The sequence below is a fragment of the Nonomuraea aurantiaca genome (genome assembly GCF_020215705.1).
In the GTDB taxonomy this organism is placed as follows: domain Bacteria; phylum Actinomycetota; class Actinomycetes; order Streptosporangiales; family Streptosporangiaceae; genus Nonomuraea; species Nonomuraea aurantiaca.
Genome location: NZ_JAIWNB010000008.1, coordinates 80,485 through 97,896, shown reverse-complemented (window position 1 = coordinate 97,896; position 17,412 = coordinate 80,485). Strand labels below are relative to the sequence as shown.

At 71.6% G+C, this 17,412-nt stretch carries 17 protein-coding genes; 5 read left to right on the top strand and 12 right to left on the bottom strand.

The window, feature by feature from the left end:
* Positions 1-10: 10 nt before the first annotated feature.
* On the top strand, positions 11-730 hold the full coding sequence (locus LDL49_RS20555) for a CTP synthase C-terminal region-related (seleno)protein (RefSeq protein ID WP_263655301.1): 720 nt from the start codon (positions 11-13) through the stop codon (positions 728-730).
* Here LDL49_RS20555 and LDL49_RS20550 read toward each other — a convergent pair.
* The 4 genes from LDL49_RS20550 to LDL49_RS20535 form a co-directional block, all read right to left on the bottom strand.
* A complete protein-coding gene (locus tag LDL49_RS20550; protein ID WP_225292716.1) occupies positions 678-1,883 on the bottom strand; it encodes a YncE family protein in 1,206 nt (401 codons plus the stop codon). The two genes, LDL49_RS20555 and LDL49_RS20550, sit on opposite strands and share 53 nt — an antisense overlap.
* Positions 1,884-1,928: 45 nt before the next feature.
* A complete protein-coding gene (locus LDL49_RS59220) occupies positions 1,929-2,105 on the bottom strand; it encodes a hypothetical protein (RefSeq protein ID WP_372470385.1) in 177 nt (58 codons plus the stop codon).
* A complete protein-coding gene (locus LDL49_RS59215) occupies positions 2,102-2,611 on the bottom strand; it encodes a substrate-binding domain-containing protein (protein ID WP_372470383.1) in 510 nt (169 codons plus the stop codon). Before LDL49_RS59215 ends, LDL49_RS59220 begins: the two co-directional genes overlap by 4 nt.
* 133 nt (positions 2,612-2,744) lie before the next feature.
* Positions 2,745-3,944: a cytochrome P450 gene (locus tag LDL49_RS20535; RefSeq protein WP_225292715.1), complete on the bottom strand. Its 1,200-nt coding sequence runs from the start codon at positions 3,942-3,944 to the stop codon at positions 2,745-2,747.
* A gap of 182 nt (positions 3,945-4,126) precedes the next feature.
* On the opposite strand from LDL49_RS20535, the gene LDL49_RS20530 reads away from it, so the two are divergent.
* Both LDL49_RS20530 and LDL49_RS20525 read left to right on the top strand, forming a co-directional pair.
* On the top strand, positions 4,127-5,071 hold the full coding sequence (locus LDL49_RS20530) for an ATP-binding cassette domain-containing protein (protein WP_225292714.1): 945 nt from the start codon (positions 4,127-4,129) through the stop codon (positions 5,069-5,071).
* Positions 5,068-5,829, top strand: a complete 762-nt coding sequence (locus tag LDL49_RS20525) for an ABC transporter permease (RefSeq protein ID WP_225292713.1) — start codon at positions 5,068-5,070, stop codon at positions 5,827-5,829. Before LDL49_RS20530 ends, LDL49_RS20525 begins: the two co-directional genes overlap by 4 nt.
* Here LDL49_RS20525 and LDL49_RS20520 read toward each other — a convergent pair.
* The 8 genes from LDL49_RS20520 to LDL49_RS20485 form a co-directional block, all read right to left on the bottom strand.
* Positions 5,813-8,962, bottom strand: a complete 3,150-nt coding sequence (locus LDL49_RS20520) for an AfsR/SARP family transcriptional regulator (RefSeq protein WP_225292712.1) — start codon at positions 8,960-8,962, stop codon at positions 5,813-5,815. The two genes, LDL49_RS20525 and LDL49_RS20520, sit on opposite strands and share 17 nt — an antisense overlap.
* A 69-nt stretch (positions 8,963-9,031) precedes the next feature.
* A complete protein-coding gene (locus LDL49_RS20515) occupies positions 9,032-10,171 on the bottom strand; it encodes a sensor histidine kinase (RefSeq protein ID WP_225292711.1) in 1,140 nt (379 codons plus the stop codon).
* Between the two features lie 61 nt (positions 10,172-10,232).
* Positions 10,233-11,135, bottom strand: coding sequence for a sigma-70 family RNA polymerase sigma factor (locus LDL49_RS20510; RefSeq protein WP_225292710.1), 903 nt, complete (start codon positions 11,133-11,135; stop codon positions 10,233-10,235).
* Between the two features lie 90 nt (positions 11,136-11,225).
* Entirely contained in the window at positions 11,226-11,825 is a 600-nt protein-coding gene (locus LDL49_RS20505) for a hypothetical protein (RefSeq protein ID WP_372470382.1), read from the bottom strand.
* Positions 11,822-13,213, bottom strand: coding sequence for a selenium-binding protein SBP56-related protein (locus LDL49_RS20500; RefSeq protein WP_225292709.1), 1,392 nt, complete (start codon positions 13,211-13,213; stop codon positions 11,822-11,824). Before LDL49_RS20500 ends, LDL49_RS20505 begins: the two co-directional genes overlap by 4 nt.
* A gap of 122 nt (positions 13,214-13,335) precedes the next feature.
* The gene (locus LDL49_RS20495; RefSeq protein ID WP_225292708.1) at positions 13,336-13,845 is read right to left on the bottom strand and encodes a DoxX family protein; all 510 of its coding nucleotides are present in this window, start codon (positions 13,843-13,845) and stop codon (positions 13,336-13,338) included.
* Between the two features lie 105 nt (positions 13,846-13,950).
* Complete coding sequence (locus LDL49_RS20490; protein WP_225292707.1) at positions 13,951-15,111, bottom strand: nucleoside/nucleotide kinase family protein; 1,161 nt, start codon at positions 15,109-15,111, stop codon at positions 13,951-13,953.
* A gap of 55 nt (positions 15,112-15,166) precedes the next feature.
* Complete coding sequence (locus tag LDL49_RS20485) at positions 15,167-15,835, bottom strand: esterase/lipase family protein (RefSeq protein WP_225292706.1); 669 nt, start codon at positions 15,833-15,835, stop codon at positions 15,167-15,169.
* A gap of 79 nt (positions 15,836-15,914) precedes the next feature.
* On the opposite strand from LDL49_RS20485, the gene LDL49_RS20480 reads away from it, so the two are divergent.
* Together LDL49_RS20480 and LDL49_RS20475 are read left to right on the top strand one after the other, a co-directional pair.
* Complete coding sequence (locus tag LDL49_RS20480) at positions 15,915-16,544, top strand: TetR/AcrR family transcriptional regulator (protein ID WP_225292705.1); 630 nt, start codon at positions 15,915-15,917, stop codon at positions 16,542-16,544.
* Positions 16,545-16,608: 64 nt separating this feature from the next.
* Positions 16,609-17,397: an integrase gene (locus LDL49_RS20475; RefSeq protein ID WP_225292704.1), complete on the top strand. Its 789-nt coding sequence runs from the start codon at positions 16,609-16,611 to the stop codon at positions 17,395-17,397.
* Positions 17,398-17,412 lie beyond the last annotated feature (15 nt).

Genomic DNA, 17,412 nt, shown 5'->3' with positions numbered 1-17,412 from the left:
CCATGGAGGCATGAAAATCGCCCTGGTCGGAGACCGCTCGCCCAGCGTGCGCGCGCACGCCCGCATCCCGCTGATCATCCAGGCGCTGCGTGAGCGTGACGGCATCGCGCTCGACCCGTACTGGATCCCCTCCACCGACGCCCACGACGACGCCCTCGAACGCTTCGACGGCATCTGGATCGTGCCCGGCAGCCCGTACCTCAGTGAGGAAGGCGTGATCAGCGCCGCGCGCACCGCGCGCGAGCGCGGCATCCCCGTGCTGGGCACCTGCGGCGGCTTTCAGCACATGCTGCTGGAGTACGCGCGTGGCGTGTGCGGGCTCGACGTGGCACACGCCGAGAACGAGCCGGACGCGCGTGAGTTCCTGCTGCTGCCGCTGGAGTGCTCCCTGGCCGGCCACGAGGGCCTGGTACGGCTGAGGCCCGGCTCGCTGATCGAGCAGATCATCGGCTCACCCCTCACCATGGAGGCCTACAGCTGCTCCTACGGCCTCAACGACGCCTACCAGCACAAGCTCGTCGAGCACGGGCTGGTCTTCTCCGGGCACGCCGACGACGGCATGGTGCGGGTGGCCGAGCTGCCCGGCCACCCGTTCTACCTGGCCACGTTGTTCCAGCCGGAGCTGTCGGGCGACGGCAGCCGCCCGCATCCGGTCATCTCCGCCTTCGCCGCCGCGGTCAGCCGTACGACGGCTCGGCGTGCCGTACCTCACGCAGGCCGGGCAGGGTGATGGCGCCCAGCCGCGCGCCGGTGCGCGGCTGCAGGCGCAGGACCTGCTCCCCCGCGCCGGCCAGCAGTTCGCCGTTCAGCCAGGCCAGGCCGTGGGCCTGGCCTGGCAGGTCCCATGCGCCGGCGGGGGCCAGGGTCTCGCCGTCGGCCGACAGCAGCCGCTTGCCCGCCGCCAGATAGGCGCGGCCATCGGCCGCCAGCGCGTACGCCTCGCCGTCGGGCAGCCGGCCCAGCAGGGCGCTGCGCTTGATCCGCAGGTCGTCGGTGGAGGCGAGCACGATCCGGCCGGTGGAGGCGTCGAAGACGTACAGCCGCCGGGTCTGGGTGTCCAGCGCCATCGTGTGGGCCGGCGGCGGGCCGAGGCCGAACGGTTCGGGCAGGTCCAGGCAGTAGGCCCAGCGCTGGTCCAGGCTGAGCACGTGGACGAAGGCGTGCACGCCGGGGCTCAGGTCGTGGCCGGCGATCAGGTCGCGGGTGTGCAGGTGTTCGTCCTGGCGGGTGTAGAGGGTGTAGAGGGTGGCCAGGTCGGGGTCGTGTACGGCCTGGCGGCCCTTGCCGCGCATCTCCTCCTCCTTCGACAGCGGCACGGGCTGCTTGGTGCGGGTCAGCAGCGGCGTCATCCGGCCGGCGGCCAGGTCGTACATGCGGACGCGGTAGCGGTCGGGATGTTCGGGCGGCAGGTGGTCCAGGACGTACATGACCTGGCCGTCCCCGGAGAACGCCTCGGGTTCGATGTTGCCGTCGAGGTGAAGCGTCCGGTTGCCGTCGGCGCCGGTCAGGGTGATGGTGGTGCGGCTGCGCGGGCCGGGCTCGGGGCCGAGGGCGACGACCCGGTCGGAGACGGCCTTGATCCGCTCGCCGGGAGCGTCGGCCTGCTCGACGAGGTGGCCCGTGGTGGCGTCGTAGGTGCGCAGCCGGTCGTGGTCGAGCTGGTAGAGGCGCTGCCAGCGGGGGCCGGGCACCGCGCCGGGGTAGGTGGCCGTCACTGCGCCGGTGGGCAGCTCGACCAGCGACAGCCCGTCGGCGGTCTCGGCGAGCAGCCTGCCGCGCGGGGCGGGGGGCGCCGCCTTGGGGGGCGGCTGGGTGGTGGCGCAGGCCGAGACGGCGGCCGCCGCGCCGAGCGCCAGGGCTTGGCGTCTGGTGATGGTGCTCACGTCTTTCCTACACCGGCGGGCGGCGGGGGGTTCCCGCCAGCTCGTTCAGGTGGTGACGCCGAGCCGGGCGCGTACCTTGGCCAGGAGGTCGTGCGGGAGGGGGGCGTAGCCGTACAGGGAGAGGTAGGACTGGCCGGCGTCGCTGGCGAAGGCGTACTCCACATACCCGATGGAGCCCTCGGTGCGGCTGATGGCCTTGGTGATGCCCGCCGAGCCGCTCACGCCCTGCCCGGTGACGGCGAACTTCCTGGACGGCTCGTACGGCCAGCGGCCCGCCGCCTTGAGATAGGCGGTGAAGTTGTAGGTGGTGCCGGAGTCGTCGGAAGGGCGATGGGGCCCACCACCATGGGCAGGTGCACCGCGCGGCTGCGGCAGCGTCTGTCGGCCAGCAGTTGTTCGCCGGGTCGCATCGCGACGTCGGAGCCGGCGAACGCGGTGACGCCCGTGACGAAGTCGCGGATGCCGGCGCCCGAGCCGTTGGCGTTGTAGTCCACCCGCAGGTCGGGGTGGAGCCCGTGGAAGTCGGCACGCCAGGCGTCCATCGCGCCTTTCTGCGCGCTGGAGCCGGAGCCGGAGATCGACGCGGTGATCGACGCGGTGATCGGCAGATTTCGCGGCGTTTCGTCGCGGGTGAGCATCGCGGTCCCGGTCAAGCCGACGGCAGAGGCGGCCAAGGTCAGGGCGACGAACAGAGCCGCTCTGATGATCCCTGTCCGCCTTTCCGTCACTTCACGGTATGAAGCGGTCGCGGCGTTATCGTTCACGAACCGTGCAACTCATAGCCACAAAACGGTCATCACACCTGATTTGTGGCAGCGTCGGGGCCGCGTTCGGGATCGAACCGCCGATGATGGCCGGCGGTCACACGTCCCAGGTGACCGGAAGGCTCTTCACGCCGTAGATGTCGGCGGCCTCCGGGCGCAGGGCGACCTCTTCGGCCGGTACGGCCAGGCGCAGCGTGGGGAAGCGGTTGAGCAGCGCGGGGAAGGCGACCCGCATCTCGACGCGGGCCAGCTGCTGGCCCAGGCACTGGTGGATGCCGTGGCTGAAGGCCAGGTGCCCGCCGTTCTGCCGGCGCAGGTCGAGCACGTGGGGATCGGGGAAGCGCTCGGGGTCGCGGTTGGCGGTGTTGAGGGACAGGATGACGGTGGTGCCGGCCGTGATGGTGTGGCCGCCCAGCTCGACGTCCTCCAGCGCGACCCTGTAGAACTGCTTGGCCACGCTCAGATACCGCAGCAGCTCCTCCACGGCCTGCTCGGTGAGTGCGGGGTCGGCGCGCAGCGCGGCGAGCTGCTCGGGGTTCCGCAGCAGCGCGAAGGTGCCCAGAGCCAGCATGTTGGCGGTGGTGTCGAACCCGGCCGACAGCAGGATCAGGGCCATGCCCTGCAGCTCCTCGTCGGTCAGATCGCTGTCGAGCAGGTCGCTGAGCACGTCGTCGGTGGGATGGGCGCGCTTGGCGGCGACCAGCTCGGCGAGGTAGGCCTGGGTCGCGGTGTAGGCGGCGAACAGTTCCTCGTCGCCGACCTCTCCGCCGAGGAACTTGTCGATGTTGTCCTGGAAGGAGCCTCGATCCTCGTACGGCACGCCCAGCAGCTCGCAGATGACGATCGCGGGGATGGGCTTGGCGAACGCGGTCACCAGGTCCGCCGTCGGCCCGGCCTTCTCCATCGCGTCCAGGTGCTCGGCGGTGACCTGCTCGACGCGCTCGGTGAGCAGCCGCATCCGGCGCACGGTGAACTTGCCCACCAGCGGCTTGCGGTAGCGGCTGTGCTGCGGCTCGTCCATGAGCAGGAACTCGCCGGGCGGGGCCGGAGGCACCTGGATATCGCCGTAGTCGATGGTCGGGTGGTGGCTCATGAACTCCTTGCGGGAGCTGAACCGCGGGTCGGCCAGGACCGACCGGAGCAGGTCGTAGCCGGTGACCAGCCAGCCCTGATGCCCGTCGGGGAAGGGGAAGCGGCTGATCGGGCTCTGCTCGCGGGCCTCGATCAGCTCCTTGGGCGGGTCGAAGGGACAGCCGGGCTGACGCTCGGTCGGCATCGCGGTGAGGGTGTGTTCCATGGCAGCCACTCTCTCCGACCGCTCTGATATCGGGCCGTCGCCGTGCTGACACGGCCGCTGACACGGCACGGCCGGCGGCGAGCGCGCGGGCCGGTCGGCGGCGGTCAGGTCCGATGCGGTGTCAGCGGCCACGTCAGGACGGCAACGGCCCGATATCAGAGCGCTCGGCGAGGGTGGACCCCATGAACGGTTCAGCCATTGCGGCCTCGGGGCTGCGCAAGGCATACAAAGACAAGACCGTGCTCGACGGCATCGACCTGAACGTCCGGACCGGCACGATCTTCGCCCTGCTCGGGCCCAACGGCGCCGGCAAGACCACGACGGTGAACGTGCTGACCACACTGCTGACCCCCGACGCCGGGAAGGTGATCGTCGCCGGGCACGACGTGGCCACGCAGACCAAGGCGGTACGCGCGGCGATCGGGGTCACCGGGCAGTTCGCCTCGGTGGACGACCTGCTCACCGGCGAGGAGAACCTGCTGATGATGGCCGACCTCCTGCACCTGCCCAAGGCGGAGGGCAGACGCATCGCCGGCCGGCTGCTGGAGAGGTTCGAGCTGGCCGAAGCGGCGGGCAAACTGGCGGTGTCCTACTCCGGCGGCATGCGCCGCAAGCTGGACCTCGCCATGACGCTGGTCGGTGACCCGCAGATCATCTTCCTGGACGAGCCCACGACGGGACTCGATCCCCGCAGCCGCCGCACCATGTGGGAGATCATCCGGGAACTGGTCGCCGAGGGTACGACCATCTTCCTCACCACCCAGTATCTCGAGGAGGCCGACCAGCTCGCCGACCGTATCGCCGTACTCGATCAGGGCCGGCTGGTCGCCGAGGGCACCGCCGATGAGCTCAAGCGCCGCATTCCCGGCAGCCACGTCCGGCTGCGGTTCACCGATCGGCGCGCACTCGACGCCGCGGCGCGGGTCCTGCCCGAGTCCACCGGCGACGACGACGAGCTGACCTTGCGCGTGCCCGGCGATGGCGGGGTGCGGTCACTGCGCGCGCTGATCGATCGGCTCGACGCCCATTCCATAGAAGTCGAGGAATTGTCGGTGCACACACCCGATCTGGACGACGTCTTCCTCGCCCTCACCGGTCACGGAAACAAGGAGGACAGCGCACGATGAACGCCATCTCCGCTTCCCTGGCCGATTCCCGGACCATGGTGCGCCGCAACTTCCGGCACACGATGCGCAATCCGCTGGCCCTGTTCAACGCCGTCATCGTGCCGATCTTCGTGGTGTTCCTCATGGTCTACGTACTCGGCGGCGCGTTCAGCGTCGGTGGCAACTACGTCGACTACGCGACGCCAGGGTTGATCATCATGACCATCGGCTACGGCATCGGCCCCACCGCGACCGCGGTGAATTCCGATATGACGACCGGATTCATCAACCGGCTGCGCGTCATGCACGTGTCACGGGCCGCGGTGCTGAACGCGCACGTGTTCGAGATCATGCTGCGGACCCTGGTGGCCATCGCGATCATCATCGGGGTCGCGCTGCTGATGGGATTCCGGCCGTCGGCGAGCTTCCCGCAGTGGCTCGGCGCGATCGCCGTCATCGCGTTGACGGTACTGGCGATCGGCTGGCTGACCGTCGCGGCCGGACTGGCCGCGAAGTCACCCGAGAGCGCGGGCATCTTCGGCGTCCCGCTGATGCTCCTTCCCTTCTTGAGCAGCGCGTTCGTACCGGCCGACACGATGGGGCCGGGCGCGCGGGAATTCGCCGAGTACCAGCCGTTCACCTCGATCATCGAAGCCCTGCGCGGGTTCCTGACCGGCGCGCCGTCGACCGGCACGGCCATCACGGCAATCGCCTGGTGCCTCGGGCTGTCGCTGGTCGGCTACCTGTGGGCGCGGGCGACGTTCACGAAGCGAGCGTGATGGCGGCCAGCTCCCGCCAGTCCTGCCGCTGCCCGGCCCGCACCGCCTCGGCGAACACGCCTTCGCCGAGGCGATCGCGCGTGGTCGCGGCGATCCTGGCCGCGTCCGGCTGCGAGCGGTCCGTCGTGCCGCGCACAGCGTCGCTTGCCCCGAGCAGCCGTACGGCCTGCTCGTGGTGTCCCTGGCGCAGCGCGAGGTCGGCGATCCCGATCAGCACATTGGCGATCGTGGGCGCATGGGCGTGCTCCACGGCCGTGGCCGCGCGCAACGCCTCGGCCCGGCACGCGCGCGCCTTGTCCAGATCCTCGGTGAGATAGCCGTACAGGTCCATGGTGGGAGCACGGACGGAGTCGGCCATGCCCCCCTCGCCCAGCACCGCCCGCACCGTGGCCAGGTGCTCGCGTGCCTGCTCCGGCTCGCCGCGCAGGCGCGCCAGCTGCGCCTGCGCCAGCGCCAGCTCGGCCAGCGCGTCCGGCCAGGCGATCCCGCTCGCGCACCGCTGCGCCTCGGCCATGGCCGAGGCGCTGGATCGCTCCTCGCCCAGCAGCCAGTACAGCTGAGCCTGCCGCGCCCGCAGGCCGACCACGTCCTCGCTCGCGCCTATCTCGGTCAGCGCCACAGCGGCCTCTTCGTAGTGCTCACACGCGCGCGCGAACTCGCCGCGCATGGCGAGCCGATCGGCCAGGAAGGTCAGCGCGAGCGAGATCCCCATCCGGTCACCCAGCGTACGGAACTCGGCCAGGGCGATCTCGGCGTCGAGGTCCACGTCGGTCTCGTCGCCGCCGAGCGTGAGCCGGAGCCGGCCACGCGTGAGCCTGGCCTGCGCGCGCACCCACGGATCGGCGCCGGCGATGAGCGGCTCGAAGGCGGGCATGAACGCCGCCGGGCCCTGCAGCATCCGCTCCAGCAGCTCGACGAACCCCAGCAGCGGGTGGCGAGACCCGCTGCGCCGGGCCAGCCGGTGCGCCTCCTGGATCCACTCCCGTGCCTGATACTGATCGCCGCTGACCCCGGCCGTCACGAAGATCGTCACGTTGAGGTAGGCCAGCGCCCGCACCTCATCGGACACCTCACCCTCCAGCGAGGCCGCCGCGATGCTCAGCTCGGCGCCCTCGGCCCGGTGCCCGCTGAGGTACCAATACCAGCCCGCGGCCGCGACCAGCCGCATCGCCTCCTGAGCCCATCCCTCGGCGATCGCCCCGCGCAGGGCCGTACCGATGTTGTCGTGCTCGGCCCCGAGCCTGGACAGCCACTCCACCTGCTCGCCCCGGCGCAGGTGCGGCTCGGCCGTCTCGGCCAGCTCGGTGAAGTACGCGAGGTGCGCCCGGCGGGCCTGCTCGCTGTCCCCGGCTTCGGCGAGCCGCTGTGCCGCGTACTCCCTGATGGTGTTGAGCATCCGGTAGCGCGGCGCGTCCTGGCCGTCGGCGAGCAGCAGCGACTTGTCCATCAACGCGGCCAGCACGTCGAACACCTGCTCCCCGGCCGACGCCTCCTGCTCGCACACGCGTTCGGCCGCTTCCAGGCTCACCCCGCCGGCGAACACCGACAGCCGTCGCAGCACGCCGCGTTCGGTCTCGGTCAGCAGGTCCCAGCTCCAGTCCACGACCGCGCGCAGCGTCTTGTGCCGGGCGAGCACCGTACGGCTGCCGCTGGTCAGCAGCCGGAAGCGGTCATCGAGCCGGCGTGCCAGCTGCTCGACGGACATGGTGCGCAGCCGGGCCGCGGCCAGCTCGATCGCCAGCGGCATCCCGTCGAGCGCCCGGCAGATGCGCGCCATGGCCGACAAGCTGGCGGCGTCGGAGCCGATGTCCTTGCGCACCAGGTCCGCGCGGTCGCGCAGCAGCCGCACCGCCGGTGAGGAGGCGGCCTCGGCGGGGTCGGCTCCGCCGGCGGGCAGCGCGAGCGGCTCGACCTGCCACAGCACCTCCCCGGTGATACCGAGCGGTTCCCTGCTCGTGGCCATGATCCGCAGCCTGCGGCACTCCCCCAGGAGCCGGTCGGCGAAAGCCGCGGCCGCCTCGATCACGTGCTCGCAGTTGTCCAGGATGAACAAGATCGTGCGCTCGCGGACCGCGGCGATGAGCCGGTCCATCGGTTCCCCGCCCCGCCCGCCGGTGAGCAACGCCTGGTCGCGCAGGCCGATCGCGGTGAGGGCGGCCTGGGCCAGGTCACCGCCTTCCCCTACCGAGGCCAGTTCGACCAGCCATGCCCCGTCCGGCAGGTCGGCGAGCATCGTCCGCGCGGTCTCGGTGGCCAGCCGCGTCTTGCCGGAGCCGCCCGCCCCGGTCAAGGTGATCAGCCGGTGCTTGACGGCCAGGGCGGCGACCGCGGAGAGGTCGTTCTTCTTGCCGACGAAACTCGTCAGCTCGGCGCGCAGGTTCGTCTTGTGGTTGTCCGCCCGCTCGCCCAGCTCGCCCCGCAGCAGCGCGGTGTGCAGCGCGGAGAGCTTGGCCGACGGATCGACGCCCAGCTCCTCGGCGAGCCGCTCGCGCGTGCGCTGGTAGATCGTCAACGCCTCGCTCCCGCGCCCCGCCTCGGCGAGGGCTCGCATCAAGGCGGCCACGAACCCCTCTCGCAGCGGGTACGTGGCGACCAGCTCGGTCAGCTCCGAGACCAGCTCCGAGCCGCGGCCGAGGCGAATGTCGGCATCCACCCGGTCCCCGAGCGCGGCGACGTAGAGTTCGTCCAGACGCGCGACCGCGGCGTCGAACGTATCGCTGCCCTGCAGCGCGAGGTCGGCCATGGCCGTGCCGCGCCACAGGGCCAAGGCCGAGCGCAGCAGATCCGCCCGCGGCGCGGGCTCGGCGGCACGGGCCTGAGCGACCAGCTGCTCGAACCGGGCCACATCCACGGCGTCAGGGGTCACAGCCAGGCGGTACCCGCCGGAGTCCGCCTCGATCACGCCCTCCGGCAACACCCTGCGCAGCCTGGACACCAGCGCCTGCAAGGCGTTCACCTCGTCGGCGGGCGGCTGTTCGCCCCAGATCCAGTCCACCAGCCGGGCACGCGTGACGATCCGGCCAGGTTCGAGGGCGAGCGCGGCCAGCAGCGCGCGCAGCCGGATCCCAGGAACCTCCACCACGGCCCCATCGCGGTTTCGGATCTCGAACGGTCCCAGCAAGTCGACTCTCACAGCGGCAATTGTGCCGAACTGTGAGCCGCTCTCGCGCCACGTGCCGGTCCGGACCTTCCGGCCGCGCCCCTAAACGCCGGGCGGGAGGGTGGCGGTGAGCTGGAAACCGCCGCCCGGGTGGGGGCCCGCCTCGACGCTGCCGCCCGCCTGACCGAGCCGTTCGGCCAGGCCGCGCAGCCCGCTGCCGCTCTCGCCGGCTCCGCCGGTGCCGCTCTCTGTGGGGTGAGGGCCGTCGCTGCCGTTGTCGCGGATCGTCAGGGTCAGGCCGGTCAGGTCGATCTCGGCCTCGGTGGCGCCGCTGTGCCTGATGATGTTGGTCACGCCCTCGCGTACCACCCAGCCCAGCAGCGTCTCGGCCCGCGCGGCCGGTGGCGGCCCGGTGCGGCGGATGCGGGCCCGCACCCCGGCGGCCGCCAGGGCGTCGCGGGCGCGGGAGAGCTCGTCGGCCAGGCCGCCCGCCCGGTAGCCGGTGACCGCCTCGCGTACCTCGGTCAGTGCCTGGCGGCCGACGGCCTCGATGTCGGCGGCCTGGCGTTCGGCCTGGCCGGGATCGCGGCGGGCCAGCCGCCGTACGGCCTCGGCCTTGACCACGATGACCGACAGGGTGTGCCCGAGCAGGTCGTGCAGATCGCGGGAGAAACGCAGCCGCTCCTCGGCGACGGCCGCCTCGGCCAGGCGCTGCCGGGTCTGGTTCAGCTCGCCGATGACCATGTGCAGGTGCAGGATGACGGCCACGACCAGGCCCGCGCTGAGGGTCCCCCACGAGAACGCCAGGATCGACTCCAGGGTGCCGCCGCCGGCCCACACCACCAGCGCCGTGCCGAGGGGCAGCGCCGCCGTGGCGACCCGCACCGCCCTGCCGCGCAGGGTGACGCCGCACGCCACCCCGAGCAGCGGGAACAGGTAGTACCAGCCATGGCCCAGCACGATCGCCCACCCGAAGACCACGGCCGCCAGCCCCGCCAGCGCGAGCCGGGCGGGCACCGCGCGGCGCCGGAAAGCCATGACCACTGTCAGGGTGTACAGGGCGGACATGGCGGCCAGACCCGTCCACGACAGCCAGCCTGGCCGCAGCGAGCCGTCGACGGTCTCCCAGATCGCGCCCGCGGCCAGCAGGACGAAGGTCAGGAACGCCCTGATGCCGGGCGCGTCGGGCGCCTCCTGCGGCGTGCCGCCGGGGTCCGGGGGCGGGGTCGGGGTGGGGGCCATCACGCCAACGTTATCCGCACCCGGCTCAGGCGCCACCGGCAAACGCGCCGGGCGCGATGGGTCAGCCCGTCGCCGACATCGGGTCGAGCCGGGCCATCCGCTCGGGGTCGGTGAGGACGATGACCTCGGCGATCAGGCCGCCGCTGACGGTGAAGGCGATCAGCGAGACCACCCGCCCGCCGACGGTGGCGACGACTCCGGCGGCCCCGTTGACCAGCACCGGATGCCCCACGGAGCCGACCGGCCGGAACATGACCGCCTGCCTGGCCACCACCGCCGACCCGCGCGCCACCAGCACGCCCCCCGCGGCGCCGCGTTCGGCGCGGATCACGACATCCGGGTCGAGCACCCGCAGGAGCGCCTCGAAGTCCCCCTCGCGCGCGGCGGCCAGGAAGGCGTCGACGGCCTCGCGCTGACGGCCCAGATCCGGATCGGGCACCGGGGCCGTGCCCCGCACGCGGCGGCGGGCCCGGCTGGCCAGCTGCCTGGCCGCGGCCGAGGTACGCCCCACGATCGGCGCGATCTCCTCGAAGGGCACCGCGAACATGTCGTGCAGCACGAACGCCAGCCGCTCGGCCGGCTCGAGCGACTCCAGCACCACCAGCAACGCCAGCCCGACCGAGTCGGCCACCAGCGCCTCATGCTCGGGATCGACGCCCTCGGCGGGGCTCACGACGGGGTCGGGCAGGCGCGCCTCCAGGGAATCCTCACGCCGCCGCTCGCGCGAGCTCAACATGGTCAGGCACACCCGGGCCACCACCGTGGTCAGCCACCCGCCGAGGTTGTCCACCTCGCTGGTGTCGCTGCGGCTGAGCCGTATCCACCCCTCCTGTACGGCGTCCTCGGCCTCACTCAGCGACCCGAGCATCCGGTAGGCCACGGCCCTCAGATGGGAGCGGTGCTCCTCGAACCGGCCGGCCAGAAACTCTTCGCCGCTCGGCGTCCCCATATCCGTCGTCCCCATATTCATCGTCACATTCCTCCGTCAAGGCAAGTCATAGCACTGACCAACCGGACACGACCGATGTGACAACTCTCCAGGAGCAGCAGGCGATCAGGCCTGGACCAGGGTGATCACCCCCGCGCCCACGAGGGCCAGCGCCCACATGCGGTCCAGGTTGAACCAGGCGCGCCGCAGCACCGTGAGCCCGGCCACCTCGTACACCACCACGGCGATGACGCCCGCCACCGCGAACATCGCCAGCGTGTGCAGCGCGGCCACCGCCAGCCCGCCCGTCAGGGCGTGCCCCTCGTGGCCGGGAGCGTGCAGGCCGGTGAAGACGGGCAGCAGCATCAGGCCGGCGCCATGGGCCGAGGACATCAGGAACGACCAGCCGGCCAGCTGCCACAGCGACAGCCGCATCCCCACCCAGCGGAAGTGCCGGGTGGACAGCAGCCGCCACAGGCCGAACCCGACCAGCACCACCCCGCCGCCGATCGACAGCACCCGGCCGGTGACCAGCGAGCCGGTGACGCCGACGACCAGCGCGACCATGGCGACCGAGCCCAGGTGGCCCAGCGCGATGACCGGCAGCGACTGCAGCAGCAGGTCCCTGCTGCGCTCCTGCAGGCCGCGGGCGACGGCGAAGAGCCAGCCCATGGCCGGGTTCAGGCCGTGGAAGGCGCCCAGCAAGAGCACGGTGGCGATGGTCACGGGTAGCAGTAGGAGTCGGAGGAGGCGTCGCCGCCCTGCAGGCGTACCTGGTGGGGGCGTAGGCCGCGGAAGGCCTCGCCGTGCGGGAAGAAGCGGGTGTCGAAGGTGAAGGACTCGGTGTCGATCTTGGCCATCCAGGCGCCGACGCCCTCGGGGTAGAACTGGTCGTCCCAGGCGCCGTACAGGGAGTTGGTGAGGTAGACGCGGCGGCCGTCGCGGCTGATCTCGACCATCTGCGGGCCGCCCCGAAGCGGCAGTGACGGCTGGGCGGGGTGGGGCGTCTGCCGGGCGATGCCGCCGATCCTGAGGGAGCCCAGCTCGGCGGGGTTGGCCGGGTCCGACACGTCGTACTGCTTGATCTCGCCGGTGCCCCAGCAGGAGACGTACAGGCGCTGGTCGTCGACCGACAGGTCGAGGTCGGTGACCAGGGGTGGCACGGCGCCGAAGGGCCGCAGGACGGGCGGCAGCAGGTCGGCGCTCGCGGGCTCGGCGGGAATGGAGATCACCTTGCGGGCCTGCCAGCGGCCGTCCTCGTGGAACCAGAGCCAGACCGAGGCCGACAGGTCCGCGGTGCTGGTGACGACTCCGGCGAAGCCGTAGGTGCGGGTGGGGTCGTGCGCCGGGCGCAGCTCCAGGACCATCTGGTGCTCCTCGCCCAGGTCGACCTCCTGGACGTGCTTGCGCTTGCGCAGGTCCCAGAAGTGCAGCTTGTGGCCGTACTTGCGGCCGAGCAGCAGCTCCCCCACCACGCCGTTCTCGACCATCGACGGGGTGCCCCACTCGGAGGTGATCAGCACGTCATGGTTGATGTGCCACCAGAAGTCGTAGGCGAGGTACTGCGGCCCCCGGTCGGCCTCCCAGCGCTCGAGCACCTCGAACGTGGTGTGGTCGAGCAGCGCGATCCCGCCGGGCCCGTCGTTGCCGTCGGCGCCGCCGAGCGCGGACAGGTAGATCCCGCCGGGCCCGCAGTGCACGGTGTGGGGCCGGGAGTAGCCGGCCCGCTTGGCCAGCTCGTCGGCCTCGATGACCTTGACCAGTTGCGGGCTGATGCGGTCCTTGGTGTCGAAGACGTGGATGCGTGAGGAGCGCAGTCCCGGCACGATGAGGTAGCGGCGTTCGACATGCGGGTGCGGGGCGCTGGGGCACAGCGCGGTGCTGCAGGCGTTCCAGCCGAAGTGGTGCAGCTCGTCGCCGGTGTTGGGCAGGTCGCTCCAGCCCACCACTTGGCCGTAGTGCGGTGAGGCGGCGTCGGTGTCGAGTACGGCCAGCGCGTCCGGCCTGGTCGCCGACCGGTCGAAGGCGGCGACGTAGGCCAGTTTCTCGGCGGGTGCGCCGGCCGCGTCCCTGGGCGAAGGATAGAACGTGGGGTCCGGGGTCCAGAGGCTCATCCCTTCACGTATCCACCAATTCCCTACACGGTCAACAGGGTATTGGGCACGTTTTCGAAAGGATCGCGAAAGGCGGCGGGGGGTGGAAGGCTCGACCTCATCGCCGCCAGGTACGACATGACCTACGACGTGCCGTAACCCAGGCGAAGCGGCAGCGGCCACCCGCGCGGCGCCGAGCGGATGCCCCAGAGCGCGACGGCGATGTAGAGAACCTGCTCGGGAACCCGCAGCCACAAGGGGGACGCCTCGCCGCCGTGGAAGGGCACGTCGGCCAGCGCGGCGTAGATGTTGGCCGGCAGCAGGAGCACGAAGAGAGCGACCAGCCCGATCCCGGCCGACCAGCGCGTCCTGGTGATGATCAGCCCCACCGCCCCCATGAGCTCCAGCACGCCGGTCAGGTAGACCACCGCGTCGGCGAAGGGCACGAAGGGCGGCACCATGCGGACGAGGTCTCCGTGGGTGGGCATGACCGTGACGCTGTCCGGGACGAAGTGCGCGCTGGCCGTCATGAAGAGCATGACGGCCAGCGCATGCGCCGCACTGACCGGCCACGAGGCGAACCGGCCGACCCCGAAGGCCCCCAGCGCGCGCAAGCCCAGCAGGGCCACCACCAGAACGATGCTCGTCTCCACTACATCTCCCCATTGGGTAGTTGCACTATCTAGCATTGGATAGCACAACTATCCTATGGGGGTGGCGGATGTCAACTGCTGGCGCTCGGCGCCGTTCGGTTCGGCTCAGTTCGGCCAGTCGCCGATGAGCGCCCGAACCTCTTCGGCCACCTCTTGCGCCGACCGGTCTTCCGTGTCGATACGCAGGTCACCCGCTCCGGCGCGGTCGAGCGCCGAGGCCTCGCGCGCCGCCCGTTCGGCGACGCGGTGCAGGGCTTCGGGGCCCAGCCCCTTCAGCTCATCGCCCGGTATCGCCGGCCCCCCTCCCCGGCCGCGCAGCGTGACGCGCTCGGCCAGCGTCGCGGGCTCGGCGTGCAGGCGGCACACCGTCAGCGCCGCTCCGGGAAGCAGCTCGGCGTAGTCGCGGACGATGTCGTCCCCGTCGGCGTGCCCGGAGACGACCAGGCACCGGGCCTCGGCCTCGCGGTATCCGGCCCAGAGGGCCGCGAGATTGCGCGCCTTGAGGCGATGGCCGTCCGGGTCGTCGTCCGCGGCGGGACGTAACGCGCCGATCTGTTTGAGATCCACATAGGCAGCTCGTACGCCGGTCCGGACGATCTGCGAGAAGACCTCATAGCCGACGGTCGACTTCCCCACCGCGGTGGCGCCGGAGAACCACAGCACCGGGACCGGGTCAAAGGCGAGCGATGCGGCCGGGCGGGAAACGGAGCCGACGGGCGGGCCGGGAGGCGACCCTCCACCAGAGCCGAGAGGCGGCCATCCACCGGCCCGCTCGCGGACCATCCGGGCCGCCTCGGGCACGGTAAGCCCGCCGGTGTCCAGGCACAGGTCGGCGAAGTCACTGCGCTCCAGCGCCGCCGCCTCGGCGAGGGCCTCCGCCACCAGGTCGGGACGCCATCCCCGGCCGAGAAAGCGCTCCTTGAGCTCACCGGTGCTCACGCGCAGCCGGCACACGGTGAAGGCGGCGTCCGGGAGACGCCGCGCGTACTCGCTGATCTCCTCAGCGCTGTCGACGAAACCCGACAGGACCACGCACTGTGCCCCCTGCTCCCGGAAGTTGGGCCACATCGCGGCCAGGCTCCGCGCCCGGATCCGATGGGTGCCGCTCTCCGGCAGAGGGTGACACAGGCTGATCTGGTCGGCGTCGACGAACGCCGCCCGGCCGCCGCCCCGGCTCAGCTGGGCGAACACCTCCCAGCCGAGCGAGGATTTCCCGACACCCGACGGCCCGCACAGCCACAGCAACGGCAGAGGATCACTTCCCACCCGCGCGACAGTAGTAGGCCGCACGCCTGATCAGCGATCGCATTTATAGCGGGCACTAGGACGGGCATCGCCCGTCAAGGGCGCTGAGGACGGCGTCGATGAACACCGGTGACGTCGGTTCGTCGGCGTGCGGCACGCCGGCGAATTCGGCCCGGCACCAGACACCGGCGATGACGTCGTTGCGCGTCTCGTCGAGCGAGCTCGTCAGCAACGTGTACCTGACCGGGTCCGGCGTGGGGTCGCCGCTGTTGAGCCGGCCGATGAAGCCGCTGGTCGGGCACATCTGCCCGCCCTGCCCGGCCGGCAGCAGGCAGGCGGGCCAGTAGCCCAGCTGCGAGGTGCCCATCGAGATGTAGCTGAGCGTCTTGCCGGCGCCGCCGAGGAACTTCAGGTAATGCCGTGCCGACAGCCCTCCCATGCTGTGCCCGACGAGGCTGACCTTGCTGCCGGCGTGCTCGCTCCGGGCCTGCTCCACCAGGTCGGCGATGGCCTGGGCGTTGGCGAGGTTCTCCTCGCCGGGCAGGTCGATCGCGTACGTCGGGTAGCCGGCCTGCTCCAGCGCCGTCCGCATCTGGGTGAACTCGGTGGGCGAGCCGTTCCAGCCGTGAACCAGGATGACCGGCTCCCGCTGCGCGCCCTGGGCCGGCGAACCGGTGCAGAGCCCGCCCAGCAGGGCGACGGCGATGATCAGTAGGGGCCGGATGCGGTGGGGTCTCGGCGGCATCGTCGCACCTCGCTACTCGTACCGGAGAGGGGTTCACTTACCTAGTACTCGGTAGGTGAGTTGGGTTAGGTTTAACACCGTGACCCCGAGCAGGCAAGGACCCGGCAGGCAGGAACGCGCTCGCCTGCGGCGGGAAGAGATCATCACGGTGGCCGGCGAGATGTTCGCCCGCGGCGGTTTCCGCGGCACCTCGCTCGCCGACGTCGCGGCCCGGGCGGGCATCACCGAGCCCGGTCTGCTGCACCACTTCGGCAGCAAGGCGGGCCTGCTGCTGGCGGTGATCGAGCGGCGCGACCTGGACAGCGAGGCGTTCGCCCTGGAACTGCTCGGCATGGAGCCCTCCGGGCGGCTTCGGGCCCTGCCGGAGTTCGCGCGCCGCAACAAGCAGCGGGCCGGGCTGGCCAAACTGTTCACGGTATTGGTGGCCGAGAGCCTTGAGCCGGGCTCGCCCGGCCACGAACATTTCGTCGAACGCTACCGGGCGATGCGCGCCATCGTGGCCGACAACATCCGCTCCGCCCAGGCCGCCGGCGTCGCCCGCCCGGACATCGACCCGCCGGCCAAGGCCACCGAAATCCTCGCCACCCTCGACGGCCTGCAGACCCAGTGGCTGCTCGACCCCGACAGCGTAGACATCGTCGCCGCCGTCGAGTCCTACGCCCGCACCCTGGAACACGACCTCGCCTGCGGCCTGCCGCACCTCACGTGACCTGGGTGGCTGCGCTGGTCACGACTCTGAGCAGACAACGACGGGAGGGCGCCAGGACATGCGGGTGACGATGACGAGCGTCGCGAAAGGGACCGGCCGCGCGAACGAGGACTTCACCGGCGCCGTACCGACGGCGGCGGTGCTGGTCGACGGCGCCGGCATCCCCGGCGGCGAATCGACCTGCCGCCACGGCGTGGCCTGGTACGCCGGCCGCCTGGGAGGCAGCCTGCTCAGCCTCTTGCCGCTCGTAGGGGACCGCGGCCTTCCGGCGCTGCTCGCCGCCGCCATCGAGCAGGTGACCGACGATCACCGCGACACCTGCGACGTCGCCGATCCCATCAGCCCGTCGGCGGCCGTGGCCGTCCTGCGCCTGTCCGACGGCCTCTTGGAGTACCTGGTGCTCGGCGACGCGGTCCTCGTGCTCGACAGGGCTGAGGATGCGCCGCTCGTCGTCTCCGACCCGCGCGAGGTGATCATCAGCCGGTCGTACGAGCCCGCGCTCAAGGCCGCCGCCGAGGGCGGCGACGACTACCACCGCATCCTCCGAGACCTGCGCGCCCACCGGAACCGACCGGGCGGCTTCTGGGTGGCCAAGGACGACCCCCGCGCGGCGGACGAGGCGATCACTGGAAGCTGTCCGATCTCCGAGCTGGCCGGCGCCGTCCTGCTCAGCAACGGAGCCAGCCGCATCGTGGACCGGTTCCAGCTCGCCGACTGGCCACAGGTCATGGCCGTCCTGGCGGCGAGCGGACTCGCCGAGATCATCCATCGTGTACGGCAGGCGGAGGCGCGCCACGCGGTGGCGGCGGACGACGCGACGATCACCCACTGCGCCGACCTCGGCCAGGCATGACCGTCGCGGCCCCGA

Excerpts from the sequence above, each read along its gene's own strand:
- LDL49_RS20555 (WP_263655301.1), top strand. The coding sequence starts at position 11 with ATGAAAATCGCCCTGGTCGGAGACCGCTCGCCCAGCGTGCGCGCGCAC.
- LDL49_RS20535 (WP_225292715.1), bottom strand. The coding sequence starts at position 3,944 with ATGGAACACACCCTCACCGCGATGCCGACCGAGCGTCAGCCCGGCTGT.
- LDL49_RS20530 (WP_225292714.1), top strand. The coding sequence starts at position 4,127 with ATGAACGGTTCAGCCATTGCGGCCTCGGGGCTGCGCAAGGCATACAAA.
- LDL49_RS20525 (WP_225292713.1), top strand. The coding sequence starts at position 5,068 with ATGAACGCCATCTCCGCTTCCCTGGCCGATTCCCGGACCATGGTGCGC.
- LDL49_RS20515 (WP_225292711.1), bottom strand. The coding sequence starts at position 10,171 with ATGGCCCCCACCCCGACCCCGCCCCCGGACCCCGGCGGCACGCCGCAG.
- LDL49_RS20510 (WP_225292710.1), bottom strand. The coding sequence starts at position 11,135 with ATGGGGACGACGGATATGGGGACGCCGAGCGGCGAAGAGTTTCTGGCC.
- LDL49_RS20500 (WP_225292709.1), bottom strand. The coding sequence starts at position 13,213 with ATGAGCCTCTGGACCCCGGACCCCACGTTCTATCCTTCGCCCAGGGAC.
- LDL49_RS20485 (WP_225292706.1), bottom strand. The coding sequence starts at position 15,835 with ATGCCGCCGAGACCCCACCGCATCCGGCCCCTACTGATCATCGCCGTC.